The 13,140-nt window shown below is 64.1% G+C and carries 13 protein-coding genes; 8 read left to right on the top strand and 5 right to left on the bottom strand.

Annotation, left to right across the window (positions count from 1 at the left end; genetic code table 11):
* Positions 1-64 precede the first annotated feature (64 nt).
* The 4 genes from AC3AP7_RS13450 to AC3AP7_RS13435 all read left to right on the top strand — a co-directional run bounded on the left by AC3AP7_RS13450 (position 65) and on the right by AC3AP7_RS13435 (position 3,713).
* Entirely contained in the window at positions 65-1,000 is a 936-nt protein-coding gene (locus tag AC3AP7_RS13450) for a carbohydrate ABC transporter permease (protein WP_475762208.1), read from the top strand.
* Positions 997-1,848: a carbohydrate ABC transporter permease gene (locus tag AC3AP7_RS13445; RefSeq protein WP_475762210.1), complete on the top strand. Its 852-nt coding sequence runs from the start codon at positions 997-999 to the stop codon at positions 1,846-1,848. Before AC3AP7_RS13450 ends, AC3AP7_RS13445 begins: the two co-directional genes overlap by 4 nt.
* Positions 1,845-2,534 carry an HAD-IA family hydrolase gene (locus tag AC3AP7_RS13440; RefSeq protein ID WP_475762212.1) on the top strand — a complete coding sequence of 230 codons (690 nt, stop codon included), beginning with the start codon at positions 1,845-1,847 and terminating at the stop codon, positions 2,532-2,534. The genes AC3AP7_RS13445 and AC3AP7_RS13440 overlap by 4 nt, the downstream gene beginning before the upstream one ends.
* A gap of 63 nt (positions 2,535-2,597) precedes the next feature.
* Positions 2,598-3,713, top strand: a complete 1,116-nt coding sequence (locus tag AC3AP7_RS13435; RefSeq protein ID WP_475762214.1) for an ABC transporter ATP-binding protein — start codon at positions 2,598-2,600, stop codon at positions 3,711-3,713.
* 191 nt (positions 3,714-3,904) lie between these two features.
* Here AC3AP7_RS13435 and AC3AP7_RS13430 read toward each other — a convergent pair whose 3' ends face one another.
* Positions 3,905-4,363, bottom strand: a complete 459-nt coding sequence (locus AC3AP7_RS13430; protein WP_487362702.1) for a sugar-binding domain-containing protein — start codon at positions 4,361-4,363, stop codon at positions 3,905-3,907.
* A gap of 699 nt (positions 4,364-5,062) precedes the next feature.
* Here AC3AP7_RS13430 and AC3AP7_RS13425 point away from each other — a divergent pair.
* The 3 genes from AC3AP7_RS13425 to AC3AP7_RS13415 all read left to right on the top strand — a co-directional run bounded on the left by AC3AP7_RS13425 (position 5,063) and on the right by AC3AP7_RS13415 (position 6,681).
* Positions 5,063-5,542 (top strand): DUF2778 domain-containing protein, encoded by a 480-nt coding sequence (locus AC3AP7_RS13425; protein WP_475762216.1) that lies wholly within the window; start codon positions 5,063-5,065, stop codon positions 5,540-5,542.
* Positions 5,543-5,789: 247 nt separating this feature from the next.
* A complete protein-coding gene (locus tag AC3AP7_RS13420) occupies positions 5,790-6,260 on the top strand; it encodes an Hcp family type VI secretion system effector (RefSeq protein WP_475762218.1) in 471 nt (156 codons plus the stop codon).
* A gap of 70 nt (positions 6,261-6,330) precedes the next feature.
* On the top strand, positions 6,331-6,681 hold the full coding sequence (locus AC3AP7_RS13415) for a hypothetical protein (RefSeq protein WP_475762220.1): 351 nt from the start codon (positions 6,331-6,333) through the stop codon (positions 6,679-6,681).
* Between the two features lie 87 nt (positions 6,682-6,768).
* Here the strand turns inward: AC3AP7_RS13415 and AC3AP7_RS13410 are convergent, their stop codons facing one another.
* The 3 genes from AC3AP7_RS13410 to dalD form a co-directional block, all read right to left on the bottom strand.
* Positions 6,769-7,716, bottom strand: a complete 948-nt coding sequence (locus AC3AP7_RS13410) for a sugar-binding transcriptional regulator (RefSeq protein WP_475762222.1) — start codon at positions 7,714-7,716, stop codon at positions 6,769-6,771.
* Between the two features lie 71 nt (positions 7,717-7,787).
* Positions 7,788-9,269 (bottom strand): xylulokinase, encoded by a 1,482-nt coding sequence (xylB, locus tag AC3AP7_RS13405; RefSeq protein WP_475762224.1) that lies wholly within the window; start codon positions 9,267-9,269, stop codon positions 7,788-7,790.
* Between the two features lie 207 nt (positions 9,270-9,476).
* Positions 9,477-10,883 carry a D-arabinitol 4-dehydrogenase gene (gene dalD, locus AC3AP7_RS13400; RefSeq protein ID WP_475762226.1) on the bottom strand — a complete coding sequence of 469 codons (1,407 nt, stop codon included), beginning with the start codon at positions 10,881-10,883 and terminating at the stop codon, positions 9,477-9,479.
* Positions 10,884-11,238: 355 nt separating this feature from the next.
* Here dalD and AC3AP7_RS13395 point away from each other — a divergent pair, with 355 nt between their 5' ends.
* Positions 11,239-12,144 carry an AraC family transcriptional regulator gene (locus AC3AP7_RS13395; protein ID WP_475762228.1) on the top strand — a complete coding sequence of 302 codons (906 nt, stop codon included), beginning with the start codon at positions 11,239-11,241 and terminating at the stop codon, positions 12,142-12,144.
* 11 nt (positions 12,145-12,155) lie between these two features.
* Here the strand turns inward: AC3AP7_RS13395 and kynA are convergent, their stop codons facing one another.
* Positions 12,156-13,139, bottom strand: a complete 984-nt coding sequence (gene kynA, locus AC3AP7_RS13390; protein ID WP_475762230.1) for a tryptophan 2,3-dioxygenase — start codon at positions 13,137-13,139, stop codon at positions 12,156-12,158.
* Position 13,140 lies beyond the last annotated feature (1 nt).

Below are 13,140 nucleotides of genomic sequence, written 5' to 3'. Positions count from 1 at the left end.
GCGCCGGATGCCGGCGCGCCGGCGGCTGCCGCCGCCCGCGTCCTACCGTACAGGTGGTCCCATCATGCGTCCTCTGCGACTTCCTCTCATGCAGGCACAGTCTCCAACCGGCAAAGCACGCGAGCCCCGCAAGGCGAATTCCGCACGCTGGCTCGCGGCGCCGTCCACGGCGCTGCTGGTGCTGTGGATGACGATTCCGCTCGCGATGACGATCTGGTTTTCGTTCACGCGCTACAACCTGCTCAATCCGGACGAAAAAGGCTTCGCCGGGTGGAGCAATTACCGGTTTCTCGCCACCGACCCGTCGTTCATTCCGTCGATCGTCCACACGCTTCAGCTGATCATCGCGGTGCTCGTGATCACCGTGGTGGGCGGCGTGCTGCTGTCGGTGCTGTTCGACCGCAAGTTCTACGGCCAGGGCATCGCGCGGCTGCTCGCGATTGCCCCGTTCTTCGTGATGCCGACCGTGAGCGCGCTGATCTGGAAGAACATGATCCTGCATCCGGTCTACGGGCTCATCGCGAAGCTGATGGTTGCGCTCGGCATGCAGCCGATCGACTGGTTTGCCGACTATCCGCTCACCGCGATCATCATGATCGTGTCGTGGCAGTGGCTGCCGTTCGCGTTCCTGATCCTGTTCACCGCGATCCAGTCGCTCGACCAGGAACAGAAGGAAGCGGCGCGCATCGACGGCGCGGGCGCGATCGCGATGTTCTTCTACATCACGCTGCCGCACCTGCGACGCGCGATCGCCGTGGTCGTGATGATGGAAACCATTTTCCTGCTGTCGATCTTCGCCGAGATCTATACGACCACGAGCGGCGGCCCGGGCGATGCGACCACCAACCTGTCGTACCTGATCTATGCGCTCGGCCTGCAGCAGTTCGACGTCGGCGTCGCTTCGGCGGGCGGCATTCTCGCGGTCGTGCTGGCGAACATCGTGTCGTTCTTCCTCGTGCGGATGCTCGCGAAGAACCTGAAAGGGGAGTACGAAAAATGAGCCAGATTGTTGCTTCACCGGTTCCGGCCACCTCGCCGCTGAGCGTCGTCAGGCGCGCCATTCCGGGGGTGCTCGCGTGGCTGATCGCGCTGCTGCTGTTCTTCCCGATCTTCTGGATGACGATCACCGCGTTCAAGACCGAGCAGCAGGCGTATTCGTCCGCGCTCTTCTTCACGCCCACGCTGGAGAGCTTCCGCGAAGTGTTCGCGCGCAGCAACTACTTCGCGTTCGCGTGGAATTCGGTGCAGATTTCGGTGGGCGTCACGGTCGTGTGCCTGCTGCTCGCGGTGCCGTGCGCGTATGCGATGGCGTTCTTTCCGACGCGCCGCACGCAGTCGCTGCTGCTGTGGATGCTGTCGACGAAGATGATGCCGTCGGTGGGCGTGCTGGTACCGATCTATCTGCTGTGGAAGGATGCGGGCCTGCTCGATACGGTGTCGGGGCTCGTGATCGTCTATACGCTGATCAACCTGCCGATCGCCGTGTGGATGACCTTCACGTACTTCGCCGAGATCCCGCGCGACATTCTCGAAGCGGGCCGCATCGACGGCGCGGCGACCTGGCAGGAGATCGTCTACCTGCTGATGCCGATGTCGCTGCCCGGGCTCGCGTCGACTGCGCTGCTGATGGTGATCCTGTCGTGGAACGAGGCGTTCTGGAGCATCAACCTGTCGAGTTCCAACGCTGCGCCGCTGACGGTGTTCATCGCGTCGTATTCGAGTCCGGAAGGCCTCTTCTGGGCGAAGCTGTCGGCCGCGTCGCTGCTTGCGGTGGCGCCGATCATGATCGTCGGCTGGCTGTCGCAGAAGCAGCTGGTGCGCGGTCTCACGTTCGGGGCGGTCAAATGACGCAGGACGATCTCGCGCTCATTTGCGACTGCGACGGCGTGCTGATCGACAGCGAGGCCGTGGCCGCGCGGATGCTGGTGCGCGAGCTGCAGGCGCGCTGGCCCGGCGCGGACGTCGAGCCGGTGGTGCTGCCGCTGCTCGGGTTGCGCATCGAGAAGGTGCTGGCCAATGCGGCCGCGCAACTCGGCCGGCGGTATGCGGCCGGCGACGTCGCCGCGATTCGCGGCGCGGTCGAGGCGGCGGCGATGCAGGCGCCGGCGGTGGCGGGCATCGGCGAGGCGCTCGCGCGGATTCCGCTCGTGAAAGCTTGCGCGAGCAACAGTTTCCGCGCGTACGTGCAGCACGTGCTGACGCGCAACGGGCTCGCGCCGCTGTTCGGCGAACGGCTCTATTGCGCGGACGCGGTCGCGCATCCGAAGCCCGCGCCGGACGTCTATCTGGCCGCCGCGCACGGCATGGGCGTGGCGCGCGAGGCGTGCCTCGTCGTCGAGGACAGCGTGACCGGCGTGACCGCTGCGAGCGCGGCGGGCATGACGGTGTTCGGCTTCGTCGGCGGCGGCCATGCGAGCGACGCGCAGGTCGGCGCGCTCGCCGCGGCCGGCGCGGCCCATGTCTTTGACGACATGGCGCAGCTGCCTGTGCTCGTCGCGCAATGGATGCAGCGCATTACCGCGGAATCGCACTGAAGCGGCGCGCGTGGCGCGCCCGAACCGGATTAACGTAGTACGAGCAAGACACGGAGACACATCATGGCAAGCCTGACCCTGCGCGGTATCAGCAAGCGCTACGACGACAACGAAGTGATGCACGACATCAACCTCGACATCGCGGACGGCGAGTTCGTCGTGTTCGTCGGCCCGAGCGGCTGCGGTAAATCGACCTTGATGCGGATGATCGCCGGGCTCGAGGAGATCAGCGGCGGCGAACTGCAGATCGACGCCCAGCGCATGAACGAAGTGCCGCCCGCCAAACGCGGCATTGCGATGGTGTTCCAGTCGTATGCGCTGTATCCGCACATGACGCTGTACGACAACATGGCGTTCGGCCTGAAGCTCGCCGGCGCGAAGAAGCCGGAGATCGACGTGGCGGTGCGCAACGCGGCGAAGATCCTGCATATCGACCACCTGCTGGACCGCAAGCCGAAGCAGCTGTCGGGCGGCCAGCGGCAGCGCGTCGCGATTGGCCGGGCGATCACGCGCAAGCCGAAGGTGTTTCTGTTCGACGAGCCGCTGTCGAACCTCGATGCCGCGCTGCGCGTGAAAATGCGTCTGGAATTCGCACGTCTGCACGACGAGCTGAAGACGACGATGATCTACGTGACGCACGACCAGGTGGAAGCGATGACGCTTGCCGACAAGATCGTCGTGCTGTCGGCGGGCAATCTCGAACAGGTTGGCAGTCCTAACGTGCTTTATCACGCGCCGGCGAACCGCTTTGTGGCGGGCTTCATCGGTTCGCCGAAGATGAACTTCTTCGACGGCGTGATCGACTCGGTGACGCCGGACGGCGTGCTCGTGCGCTACGAGAGCGGCGAGAAGCAGCGCGTCGCGGTGGAGCCGGGCAACGCGCGTGCGGGCGACAGCGTGACGGTCGGCATCCGGCCCGAGCACCTGCACCTTGTCGGCGCGGGCGAATACGGGGTGGCCGCGCGGACGATGACGGTCGAGTCGCTCGGTGACGCTGCTTACCTGTACGCGGAATCGGGTGTCGCACCGGACGGACTGATTGCGCGCATTCCGCCGCTCGAACAGCACGAACGCGGCGAGGCGTTGAAGCTGGGCGCAGCGCCGGAACATTGCCATCTGTTCGACAGCGAAGGGCTCGCGTTCGCGCGGAAGATTGTCGAGGTGCGCTCGGCGGCGTGATGCGCCTGGCGTTCGCGCCATGAAACACGATGGCCGGCTGACAAGCGATGTCTATGACGGCGTGCGCTACCAACCGGTCGATCGTCAGCCAGGGAAGCGTTGACCGGCCGGGTTGCGTGACGGACGCTGCGCATCTGCTATGAATGAGCCGTGTCCGGCCGGCCATCGAAACCGGCACATGCCCGCTCCTCTTACCGCTTCAATGCGGCCCGCGCGCAGTCCTCATCCGTCACCAGCCCCGACAGCCAGCCGCCCTTGAGCACCGCGATCACCGCGTCGTGCTTGCGTGCGCCGCCGGCGAAGCCGATCGTCGGGCGCTTCGGCGGCGAATCCAGCGCGACGCTGGTCACGCGCCGCCCGGTCGGCGATTCGACGTGCGCGCCGGATGCGTCGATCGGCAAGCCGAGCATCTCCGCGATGGCCTTGTTCTGCACGAGTTCCTTCACCTCCGCCGACGTGATGAAGCCGTCTTCGTGCAGCGGGCAGTTCGGCCCGATATTGCCGATCCCGACGAACGCCACGTCTGCTTTGACAGCGACAGGCTTGTGCTCTCGAGAAAGATTGTCGAGGTGTTCTCTGTGGCGCGACGTAGGCTGCGGCATCGTCAGGGAGGTATATGCGCAGTGAAGCGGCGGACTGTAGACGTAAATCGGATTTATCTGATTTGTGCCGTTACAGGTTCCCGTTAGTATTTGCTGTCGCGGAAATGCGTGATTTGAGAGGGGGCTTATGGGGTGTTAAAGCTGGGCCTCGAAAAATGGGAGATGAATTAAAATGACCGTCCTTGAATATGGTGCTTCGATAAATCGAAGCCAACAATCTGGCATCGCACGAATAGTTCAGAGTGGAATCTAAAATATTGAAAATAGAGGGGTGACGTGACTGGCGGCTAATTTCGTCACATCTCGTCAGGCAGTTTGTTTTATTTGGGTTTGTGCGCAGATATTTGATGCTCTGTCAGTCCGGTATGGTCTGGTGAAGATGGTAGTGTCGGCGTCGGCACCGGATTTCGGCCGGCGAGTAAGGCATCAGCAAATCTGAAAATTATTTTGGAAATTTTATGCCAAAAACTATTCGCCAGCCGGTGTGCGGAATAAATTTTGTTGCGGCTCATCGCTACGATGCAAAGATTATATCTGCGGATACGGGAGTGCCGGCTGAGGTCGTACTTGCTCAATCTGCACTGGAGCGTGTTGTTGGGGGTATCGATCCAATCCATTGATTTACAATCAGCTCGTGAGCTTTGGAAGGCGGCTGCCAACAGGATAAAACGCTTTGAATAAAATGGTTTGCAAAAAAATGCCTAACGCGCTCTCTAAAGGCGCGCACCAGAAACTTGGGGGCAGGGAATGCCGATAGCGTGCACGTTCACCCTGAACAACAAGCAAATGTCTACGTTGCATTGTGATGGTGTCGGAAATTTTGCGGCATTTTCGGGCGATGGCCCCGGTAAGGACAATCCTGCCGACATCGCTATTCCTGACGTTGGTCCGCTACCCCCTGGACGCTATTACATCGTGGATCGTGGGTCAGGCGGAGTATTCACTCATCTGCTCGATTTTTTTCGAACTTATATTTACGGAACAGACCGGAGTAAATGGTTCGCACTCTACAACTCGACCACGCAGGACGATTGGGTTTTCGTGCACAACGTCAAGCGAGGAAACTTCAGACTCCATCCGCGCGGCCCCAGGAATCTGAGCGAAGGTTGTATCACGCTGGCGGACCCCATTGCCTTTGACAAGCTGAGGGCGAGCCTCAAAGCCAGCAGTCCAATAGCCATCCCTGGCAGTAAAGGGTTCGCCTATGGAACCGTGGATGTGAAATGAAACGTCTCATTGGCACAGTAATAGTTCTGATACTCACGTTGTGCTTCTCGTGGATATTCGGACATATTCGATTTTCTGATGCGGCCGCATACATTCTTGCCAAATTCAGCTCTAGCCTCGGAATTATCGGGTGCGAAAATGTAGAGGATTTCTATATGATTTTCACGGTCATGATTTCTTTTATTCTGTCGCTTGTTGTTGCCAAGGCACTGGCCAAATTCATTAAATTTTGAAAAGGTAATGCGCGATGTCTAATGATGCTTTCGTGAAAATAGACGGCATAACAGGGGAGTCACAGGACGAAGCACATGCGGGGGAAATCGACGTTGCCAACTGGAATTGGAGCATGCATCAACTGGCGTCGATGAACTCTGGTTCAGGAGGTGGCGCGGGCAAGGCAACAGTGGATGATCTGGTCTTTTTTCACAAAATTGACCGTGCCAGTCCAACGCTGATGACCTACTGCCTAGGCGGCAAACGCATTCGAAAAGCTGTTCTTACTTTACGTAAGGCCAGCGGAGTACCCTTTGACTATTTGCGCATCACCATGTCAGATGTGGTTATTACGGCTGTAAAAATGAACGGCGCTTTTGAGGAGGTGCATCTTTCATTTGCGCTAGTAAAACAGGAATACATGGTTCAGAGTGCACTCGGCGGATCCCAAGGGGTTGTCACCGGCTCATTTGATATCAAATTCAACACTGCCCGCTCCGCCTAACATTATGCGAAAAAATTAAGATCAATTATTTCACTTCATATAATTCCATTGATGAGGTGGGAGATATTTTATGGCGTCACGTTTTTACATGCTCGCTTTATTGTTTTTGACATTTTCTGTCCCCGCTTTTCCCGCACAGGTAAAAAGCGAGGCCGACGCAATCAGGCTCGTTGCCGACGCCATCCGGAAATTCGATCTGACAACGCTGAAGGATGAATGCCTTCTGATGGAGTCGAATGAAAAGCCCGGATATTTTCAGGTCGAAGTGCGGGAACACCACACGAAAGCGTGCGGCGGCAATCCCGAGACGGAGCCCCGCCTGTTTGGCGTTCGCGTCATGAAGCACGATGGCCGGCTGACAAGCGATGTCTATGACGGCGTGCGCTACCAACCGGTCGATCGTCAGCCAGGGAAGCGCTGACCGGCCGGGTTGCGTGGCGGACGCTGCGCATCTGCTATGAATGAGCCGTGTCCGGCGGCCTTCGAAACCGGCACATGCCCGCTCCTCTTACCCCTTCAGCGCCGCCCGCGCGCAGTCCTCATCCGTCACCAGTCCCGACAGCCAGCCGCCCTTGAGCACCGCGATCACCGCGTCGTGCTTGCGTGCGCCGCCGGCGAAGCCGATCGTCGGGCGCTTCGGCGGCGAATCCAGCGCGACGCTGGTCACGCGCCGCCCGGTCGGCGATTCGACGTGCGCGCCAGATGCGTCGATCGGCAGACCGAGCATCTCCGCGATGGCCTTGTTCTGCACGAGTTCCTTCACCTCCGCCGACGTGATGAAGCCGTCTTCGTGCAGCGGGCAGTTCGGCCCGATATTGCCGATCCCGACGAACGCCACATCTGCTTCGGCGCTCAGCGACTCGACGATGCGATACAGCCGGTGATTGCACCACTGCTGCCGCTCGGCCTCGCTATCGGCCAGCAGCGGCGCCGGCAGCAGGAAATGCTTGCCGCCGGTCTTCTCGGAGATGTGCAGCGCGACGTCGTAGCGGTTCGACGAGCCGTCCTGGGCGATTGCGCCGACCATCGATACGAGCCGGTGCTGCGGGCGGTCGAGCTGCGCGATCTGATCGACCGCCGCCTTCAGCGTGCGGCCGCTGCCGACCGCGATCACCATCGGCTTCTCTTCGTTCAGGTAGCGCTCCATCACCTGCGCGCCCGCCACCGCGAGCTTGCGGTCGACTTCCTCCGGCGTGTCGCTGTCGACCGGCACCACCTCGCACATCGTCAGCCCGTAGCGCTTCGACAGTTGCGCCGCGAGCGTCAGGCAATCGGCAAGCTGATGGTCGACCCGCACGCGGATCAGGTTCTTCTCCACCGCGAAGGCGACCAGCCGCTGCGCGACCGGCCGCGACACCTGCAGCTTTTCGGCGATCTCGTGCTGCGTATTGCCGGCGACGTAGTAGAGCCAGGCGGCGCGGGTCGCCAGATCGAGTTTTTCGTTTGACTTGGGCACAGTAGGCTTCTCTGGATGGACGCTGCACGGGGCAGCCGGTCAGCCTCGCGGTAGGGGCAACGACGGGCCGCTTAAACGAGGCGCTCGCGCGACGGATCGAACAGCGGCCGCACATGGCGGTACAGCGCGCGGAATCCGTCGAGGCGCGCGCGCAGCATCGCGTGCCGGGCCGGATTCGGCGTGAATTCGCGCTCCACCGCGGGTTGGGTCAGCACCTCCCGCGGATCGCCGCCCGCCGCGAGCCAGCCGAGGCGCGCAGCGCCCAGCGCCGCCCCGGTTTCGCCGCCGCCGTGCTTGCGCGTCGGCGTATCGAATGCATCCGCCAGCAGTTGACCCCAGTAGCTGCTGCGCGCGCCGCCGCCGAGCAGCGACAGCGCACGCGCTTCGGCGCCGGCCGCGCGCAGCGCGTCGAGCCCGTCGGTGAGCGCGAGCGTCACGCCTTCAAGCACCGCGTAGCCGAGCAGCGCCCGGTCGGTCGCGTGATTCATCCCGAAGAACACGCCTTGCGCGAACGGGTCGTTGTGCGGCGTGCGCTCGCCGGACAGATAAGGCAGGAAGTACGGCGCGCCGGCGAGCGCGCCCGGGGCAAGCGCCTCGACTTCGGCGAGCAGCGTGGGCTCGTCGGTGGACGTCAGCTTGCAGACCCAGCGCAGGCAGCTTGCCGCCGACAGCACCACGCTCATCTGATGCCAGCGCTCGGGAATCGCGTGGCAGAACGCGTGGACGGCCGAGGCCGGATTCGGGCGGAAGCGGTCGCCGACCACGCACAGCACGCCCGATGTGCCGAGCGACACGAAACCGTCGCCCGGCTGCGTCGCGCCGATCCCGATCGCGCTGGTCGCGTTGTCGCCGCCGCCCGCGGCCACCACGACATCCTCGCGCAGCCCGAACTCGCGCGCGACATCGGCGCGCAGCGTGCCCGACGGGGCGCTGCCCTCGCACAGCCGCGGCATCTGCGCACGGCGCATGTCGCAAGCGGCAAGCAGCGCGTCCGACCAGTCGCGTTTCGCGACGTCGAGCCACAGCGTGCCGGCCGCATCGGACGGATCGGACACGCGGGTGCCGGTGAGCTGCAGGCGCAGATAATCCTTCGGCAGCAGCACGCAGTCCGTCTCGCGAAACAGCGCCGGCTCGTGACGCGCGACCCACAGAAGCTTCGGTGCGGTGAAGCCGGGCATCGCGAGATTGCCGGCAATCTCGTGCAACGCGGGCGCACGCGCGGTGAGCGCCGCGCACTCGTCCACACTGCGCATGTCGTTCCAGAGGATCGCCGGGCGCAGCACGCGGTTTTGCGCATCGAGCAGCACGGCGCCGTGCATCTGGCCCGACAGGCCGATGCCGCGCACCCCGGCGAATGCATCGGGATGCTTCGCGCGCAGCGCGAACAGCGCGGCGCGCGTGCCGTCCCACCAGTCGGCGGGATTTTGCTCCGCCCAGCGCGGATGCGGACGCGAGACGGTGAACGGGGACCCTGCGGTGCCGACTACGCTGCCATCGGCGGCGAGCAGCAGGACTTTCACTTCGGACGTGCCGAGGTCGATGCCGAGATACATGAGCGCGGAATCTTCGTTCAGAGGGATGCGCTACTTTAGCCGTCCGGCCGGGCCGACGCCATGGGCGTTAACCTGGCAACTGGCAACTGGCGCGCCGGCGCGCCGGCCGGCACGGCGGCCGGCTGCGGTAGCGTACATGACGCACGGGCCGCACCGCGTATGCAACGCGGCGCGGCCCGTGCGCGCAGACAGGGTGTCGGTGGCGCGTCAGGCGCGCTGTTGCAGCCAGGCGTCGACGCGCGCGAGCGCGCCGCGCAGCACGTGTTCCAGCGATGGCGTCTGCGCCATGCTGCCCCACAGCAGCCGGTCCGCACAGAATGCCTGCAGCGGATCCGGCGCGGCGAAGAACGCGTGTGCGGCGCTCGCGTCCATCACGCCGTCCTGGTACTGATACGGCAAGGCGTCCGTCTGCCAGCGCGACAGGAAGCGGAAAAACAGCGCCGGCAGCATCGCGGTGGCGGCCGGCTCGACGCCGCGCGCGAAGCATTCGCTGAGCGTCGGCGCGATGAAGCCGGGGATCTTCGAGAAGCCGTCGGCGGCGACGCGCTGGTTGGTATCGAGGATATACGGGTTGCTGAAGCGTTCGAGCACGACGTCGCGGTAGCGCGCGAGGTCGAGCGGGCTCGGTGTGAGGCACGGGATCACGTCGTGCGTCACGTAGTCGAACGCGAACTGGCGGATCTGCGGATCGAGCGTGCCTTCGTGGATGTAGCGCAGGCCGACGAGCGTGCCCGCCCACGCGATACAGCTATGCGTCGCGTTGAGGATGCGGATCTTGGCCTCCTCGTACGGCACCACCGATTCGACGAGCTCCGCGCCGACTTTCTCCCAGGCGGGCCGCCCCGCGGCGAAGCGGTCTTCGATCACCCACTGGATGAACGCCTCGCCCATCACCGGCACCGCGTCGTCGAAGCCGGTGGCGGCCAGCACGCGCTCGCGCACGTCGGGCGTCGGCCGCGGCGTGATGCGATCGACCATCGAACTCGGGCTTTGCGTGTTCGCATCGAACCAGGCGCGCAGCGGGCCCGCGCCGCGGCGTTCCAGAAACGCGCTCATGCCTGCGTGAAAGCGCTCGCCGTTGCTGCGCAGGTTGTCGCAGCTTTGCAGCGTGACCGGACCCGCGCCGCGCTGCATGCGCGCCGCGAGAATCGCTTCGAGCGCGCCATAGATCGTCGTGCGGCCGCCGGCCAGGTCGGCCGCGAGGTCGGGGTTCGCGGTGTCGAGCCGGTCATGCTCGTCGAGGTAGTAGCCGCCTTCCGTCACGGTGAACGCAATGATCTTGCAGGCCGGGTCCGAGCCGGCCTCGATCAGCCCGTCGAGCCCGGCGGACCACGGCAGCACCCGGCTGATCGAGCGGATCGTTTCGTATGCGCGCTCGCCGGCGGGCGTGACGGTTTCGAGCGTGTACACGCCGCCCTGGGCGGCGAGCCCGTCGAGCACCGCATTCATGTCGCCGCGGATGTTGCCGACCGTGAGCGACCAGGCGGGCTCGTTCGCGTCGCGCATCGCGTTCAGCCGGTGCAGATACCACGCCTGGTGAGCCCGGTGAAACGACCCCGCGCCGATGTGCAGGATCACATTGGCGCCCGCGCCGCCGTCTTGGCCGCTGTTCATGGATGTCTCCTGAGAGTGCAGGGCGCGCGGTTCGCGCGCGCGCCTCATGATGTAGAGCATTTGCTCTGTGTGTGGGCGAATGATCGTACCCGGCCGGTCGAATGTCAAGGCGGCCAGCGCCAGGATCGTTGGCGCAGCGCGGCGTGAGCGACCTTGCGGCGGCCAGCCGGCAGCGGCATTGCGCCGTGCGGCGGGCCTCGGTGCGGCTGCTGCGTTGCATCAAGCCGGATTCACGGCGGATCCGCGCGGAATGCGGGCGAACCCCACTGCAAAAAAGTATCGGTATGCGGTTTCATCGGGAGGGGGCGTGTTTGCGCGTGCAGACGCCCGACCGAAGAACTCACAGGAGCGCACCGTGCAACCCGATCTCGAACTTGTCGCCGTGCCGCCGGACGAATCGTTTACGGTCTGGTCGCACGGCTATCCGTATCGCACGGTGCGCTGGCACTTTCACCCGGAGTACGAAATTCACCTGATCGTCGCGACCACCGGCAAGATGTTCGTCGGCGATCACATCGACAGCTTTGCGCCGGGCAATCTCGTGCTGGTCGGGCCGAACCTGCCGCACAACTGGGTCAGCGAAGTCCCGGAGGGCGTGACGATCGCGCAGCGCAATCTGGTGCTGCAGTTCGGCGACGGGTTCGCCACGCGCTGCCTGCAGAATTTTCCCGAGTGGCGCCAGGTCGAGACGCTGCTCGCCGATGCGCGGCGCGGCGTATCGTTCGGCGCGCATACGAGCGCGCGGATCCAGCCGCTGTTTCACGAACTGCTGCACGCGCGCGGACTGCGCCGGCTCGTGCTGTTCATGTCGATGCTCGAAGCGCTTGCCGCCGACGCCGACCGCACGCTGCTCGCGAGCCCCGCGTACAAGGCCGATCCGACCGGTTTTGCGGCCACGCGCATCAATCATGCGCTGGCGTATATCGGCAAGAATCTCGCGTCGGAACTGCGCGAATCGGATCTCGCGCAACTCGCGGGGCAGAGCGTGAGCGCGTTTTCGCGCTACTTCCGCCGCCACACCGGGCTGCCGTTCGTACAGTACGTGAACCGGATGCGCATCAATCTCGCCTGTCAGCTGCTGATGGACGACGAACTCAGCGTGACCGACATCTGCTACAAGGTCGGTTTCAACAACCTGTCGAATTTCAACCGGCAGTTTCTGAACGCGAAAGCGATGACGCCGTCACAGTTTCGCCGCTATCAGCAGCTCAACGACGCGAGCCGCGACGCCGCGGACGACGGGCACACCCGCGCGGCCTGACGCGCGGCGCGCTAGAGCATCGTTCGCACGTGCCAGAGTTCCGGGAACAGCACGACGTCGAGCATCTTGCGCAGGTACGGCGCGCCGCTCGTGCCGCCGGTGCCCTGCTTGAAGCCGATGATCCGCTCGACGGTCGTCACATGGCGAAAGCGCCACTGGCGGAAGGCGTCTTCGAGATCGACCAGTTCCTCGGCCATTTCGTACAGTTCCCAGTGCTGCGCGGGATGACGATAGATTTCGAGCCACGCCGCTTCGACGGTGGCGTCGTGCGTGGTCGGCAGAGTCCAGTCGCGTTCGAGGCGCGCGGGCGCAATCGCGAAGCCGCGCCGCGCAATCAGCCGCACCACTTCGTCGTAGAACGACGGCGCTTCGAGCGTCGCGCGCACCTGGGCGAACACCTCGGGCCGATGCGCATGCGGCTGCAGCATCAGCACATTCTTGTTGCCGAGCACGAACTCGATCTGCCGGTACTGATACGACTGGAAGCCCGACGAACTGCCGAGATACGGGCGCATCGCGGTGTATTCGGAGGGCGTCATCGTCGACAGCACGCTCCACGCCTGCACGAGCTGCTCCATGATGCGCGAGACGCGCGCGAGCATCTTGAAGGCGGGCGGCAGCGCGTCGCGGCGAACCGCGTCGAGCGCGGCGCGCAGTTCGTAGAGCGCGAGCTTCATCCACAGCTCGCTCGTCTGATGCTGGATGATGAACAGCATCTCGTTGTGGTCCGGCGACAGCGGGTGCTGCGCGGACAGCAGCGCGTCGAGCGACAGGTAATCGCCATAGCTCATCGACTTCGAGAAGTCGAGTTGCGCGTCGTGCCAGCCGGCGCTGCCTGCCGGGACATCGGACCCGGGCGTGCCATGCGCGCCGAACGGGCAGCCCGCTGACGGCGCGGCGCCGGCCCCGTTTCCAGCGGGCGCGCCGCAAGCCGCGGCGGTGCCGGGGGCGGCGTCCGCGGACGGATCGCGGGGCGGAAGGAGGGAGTCGGTCATC

Source organism: Paraburkholderia sp. PAMB 6770, assembly GCF_057748135.1.
The sequence above is the reverse complement of the archived record's forward strand: the minus strand, read 5'-3'. Positions and strand labels throughout refer to the sequence as shown.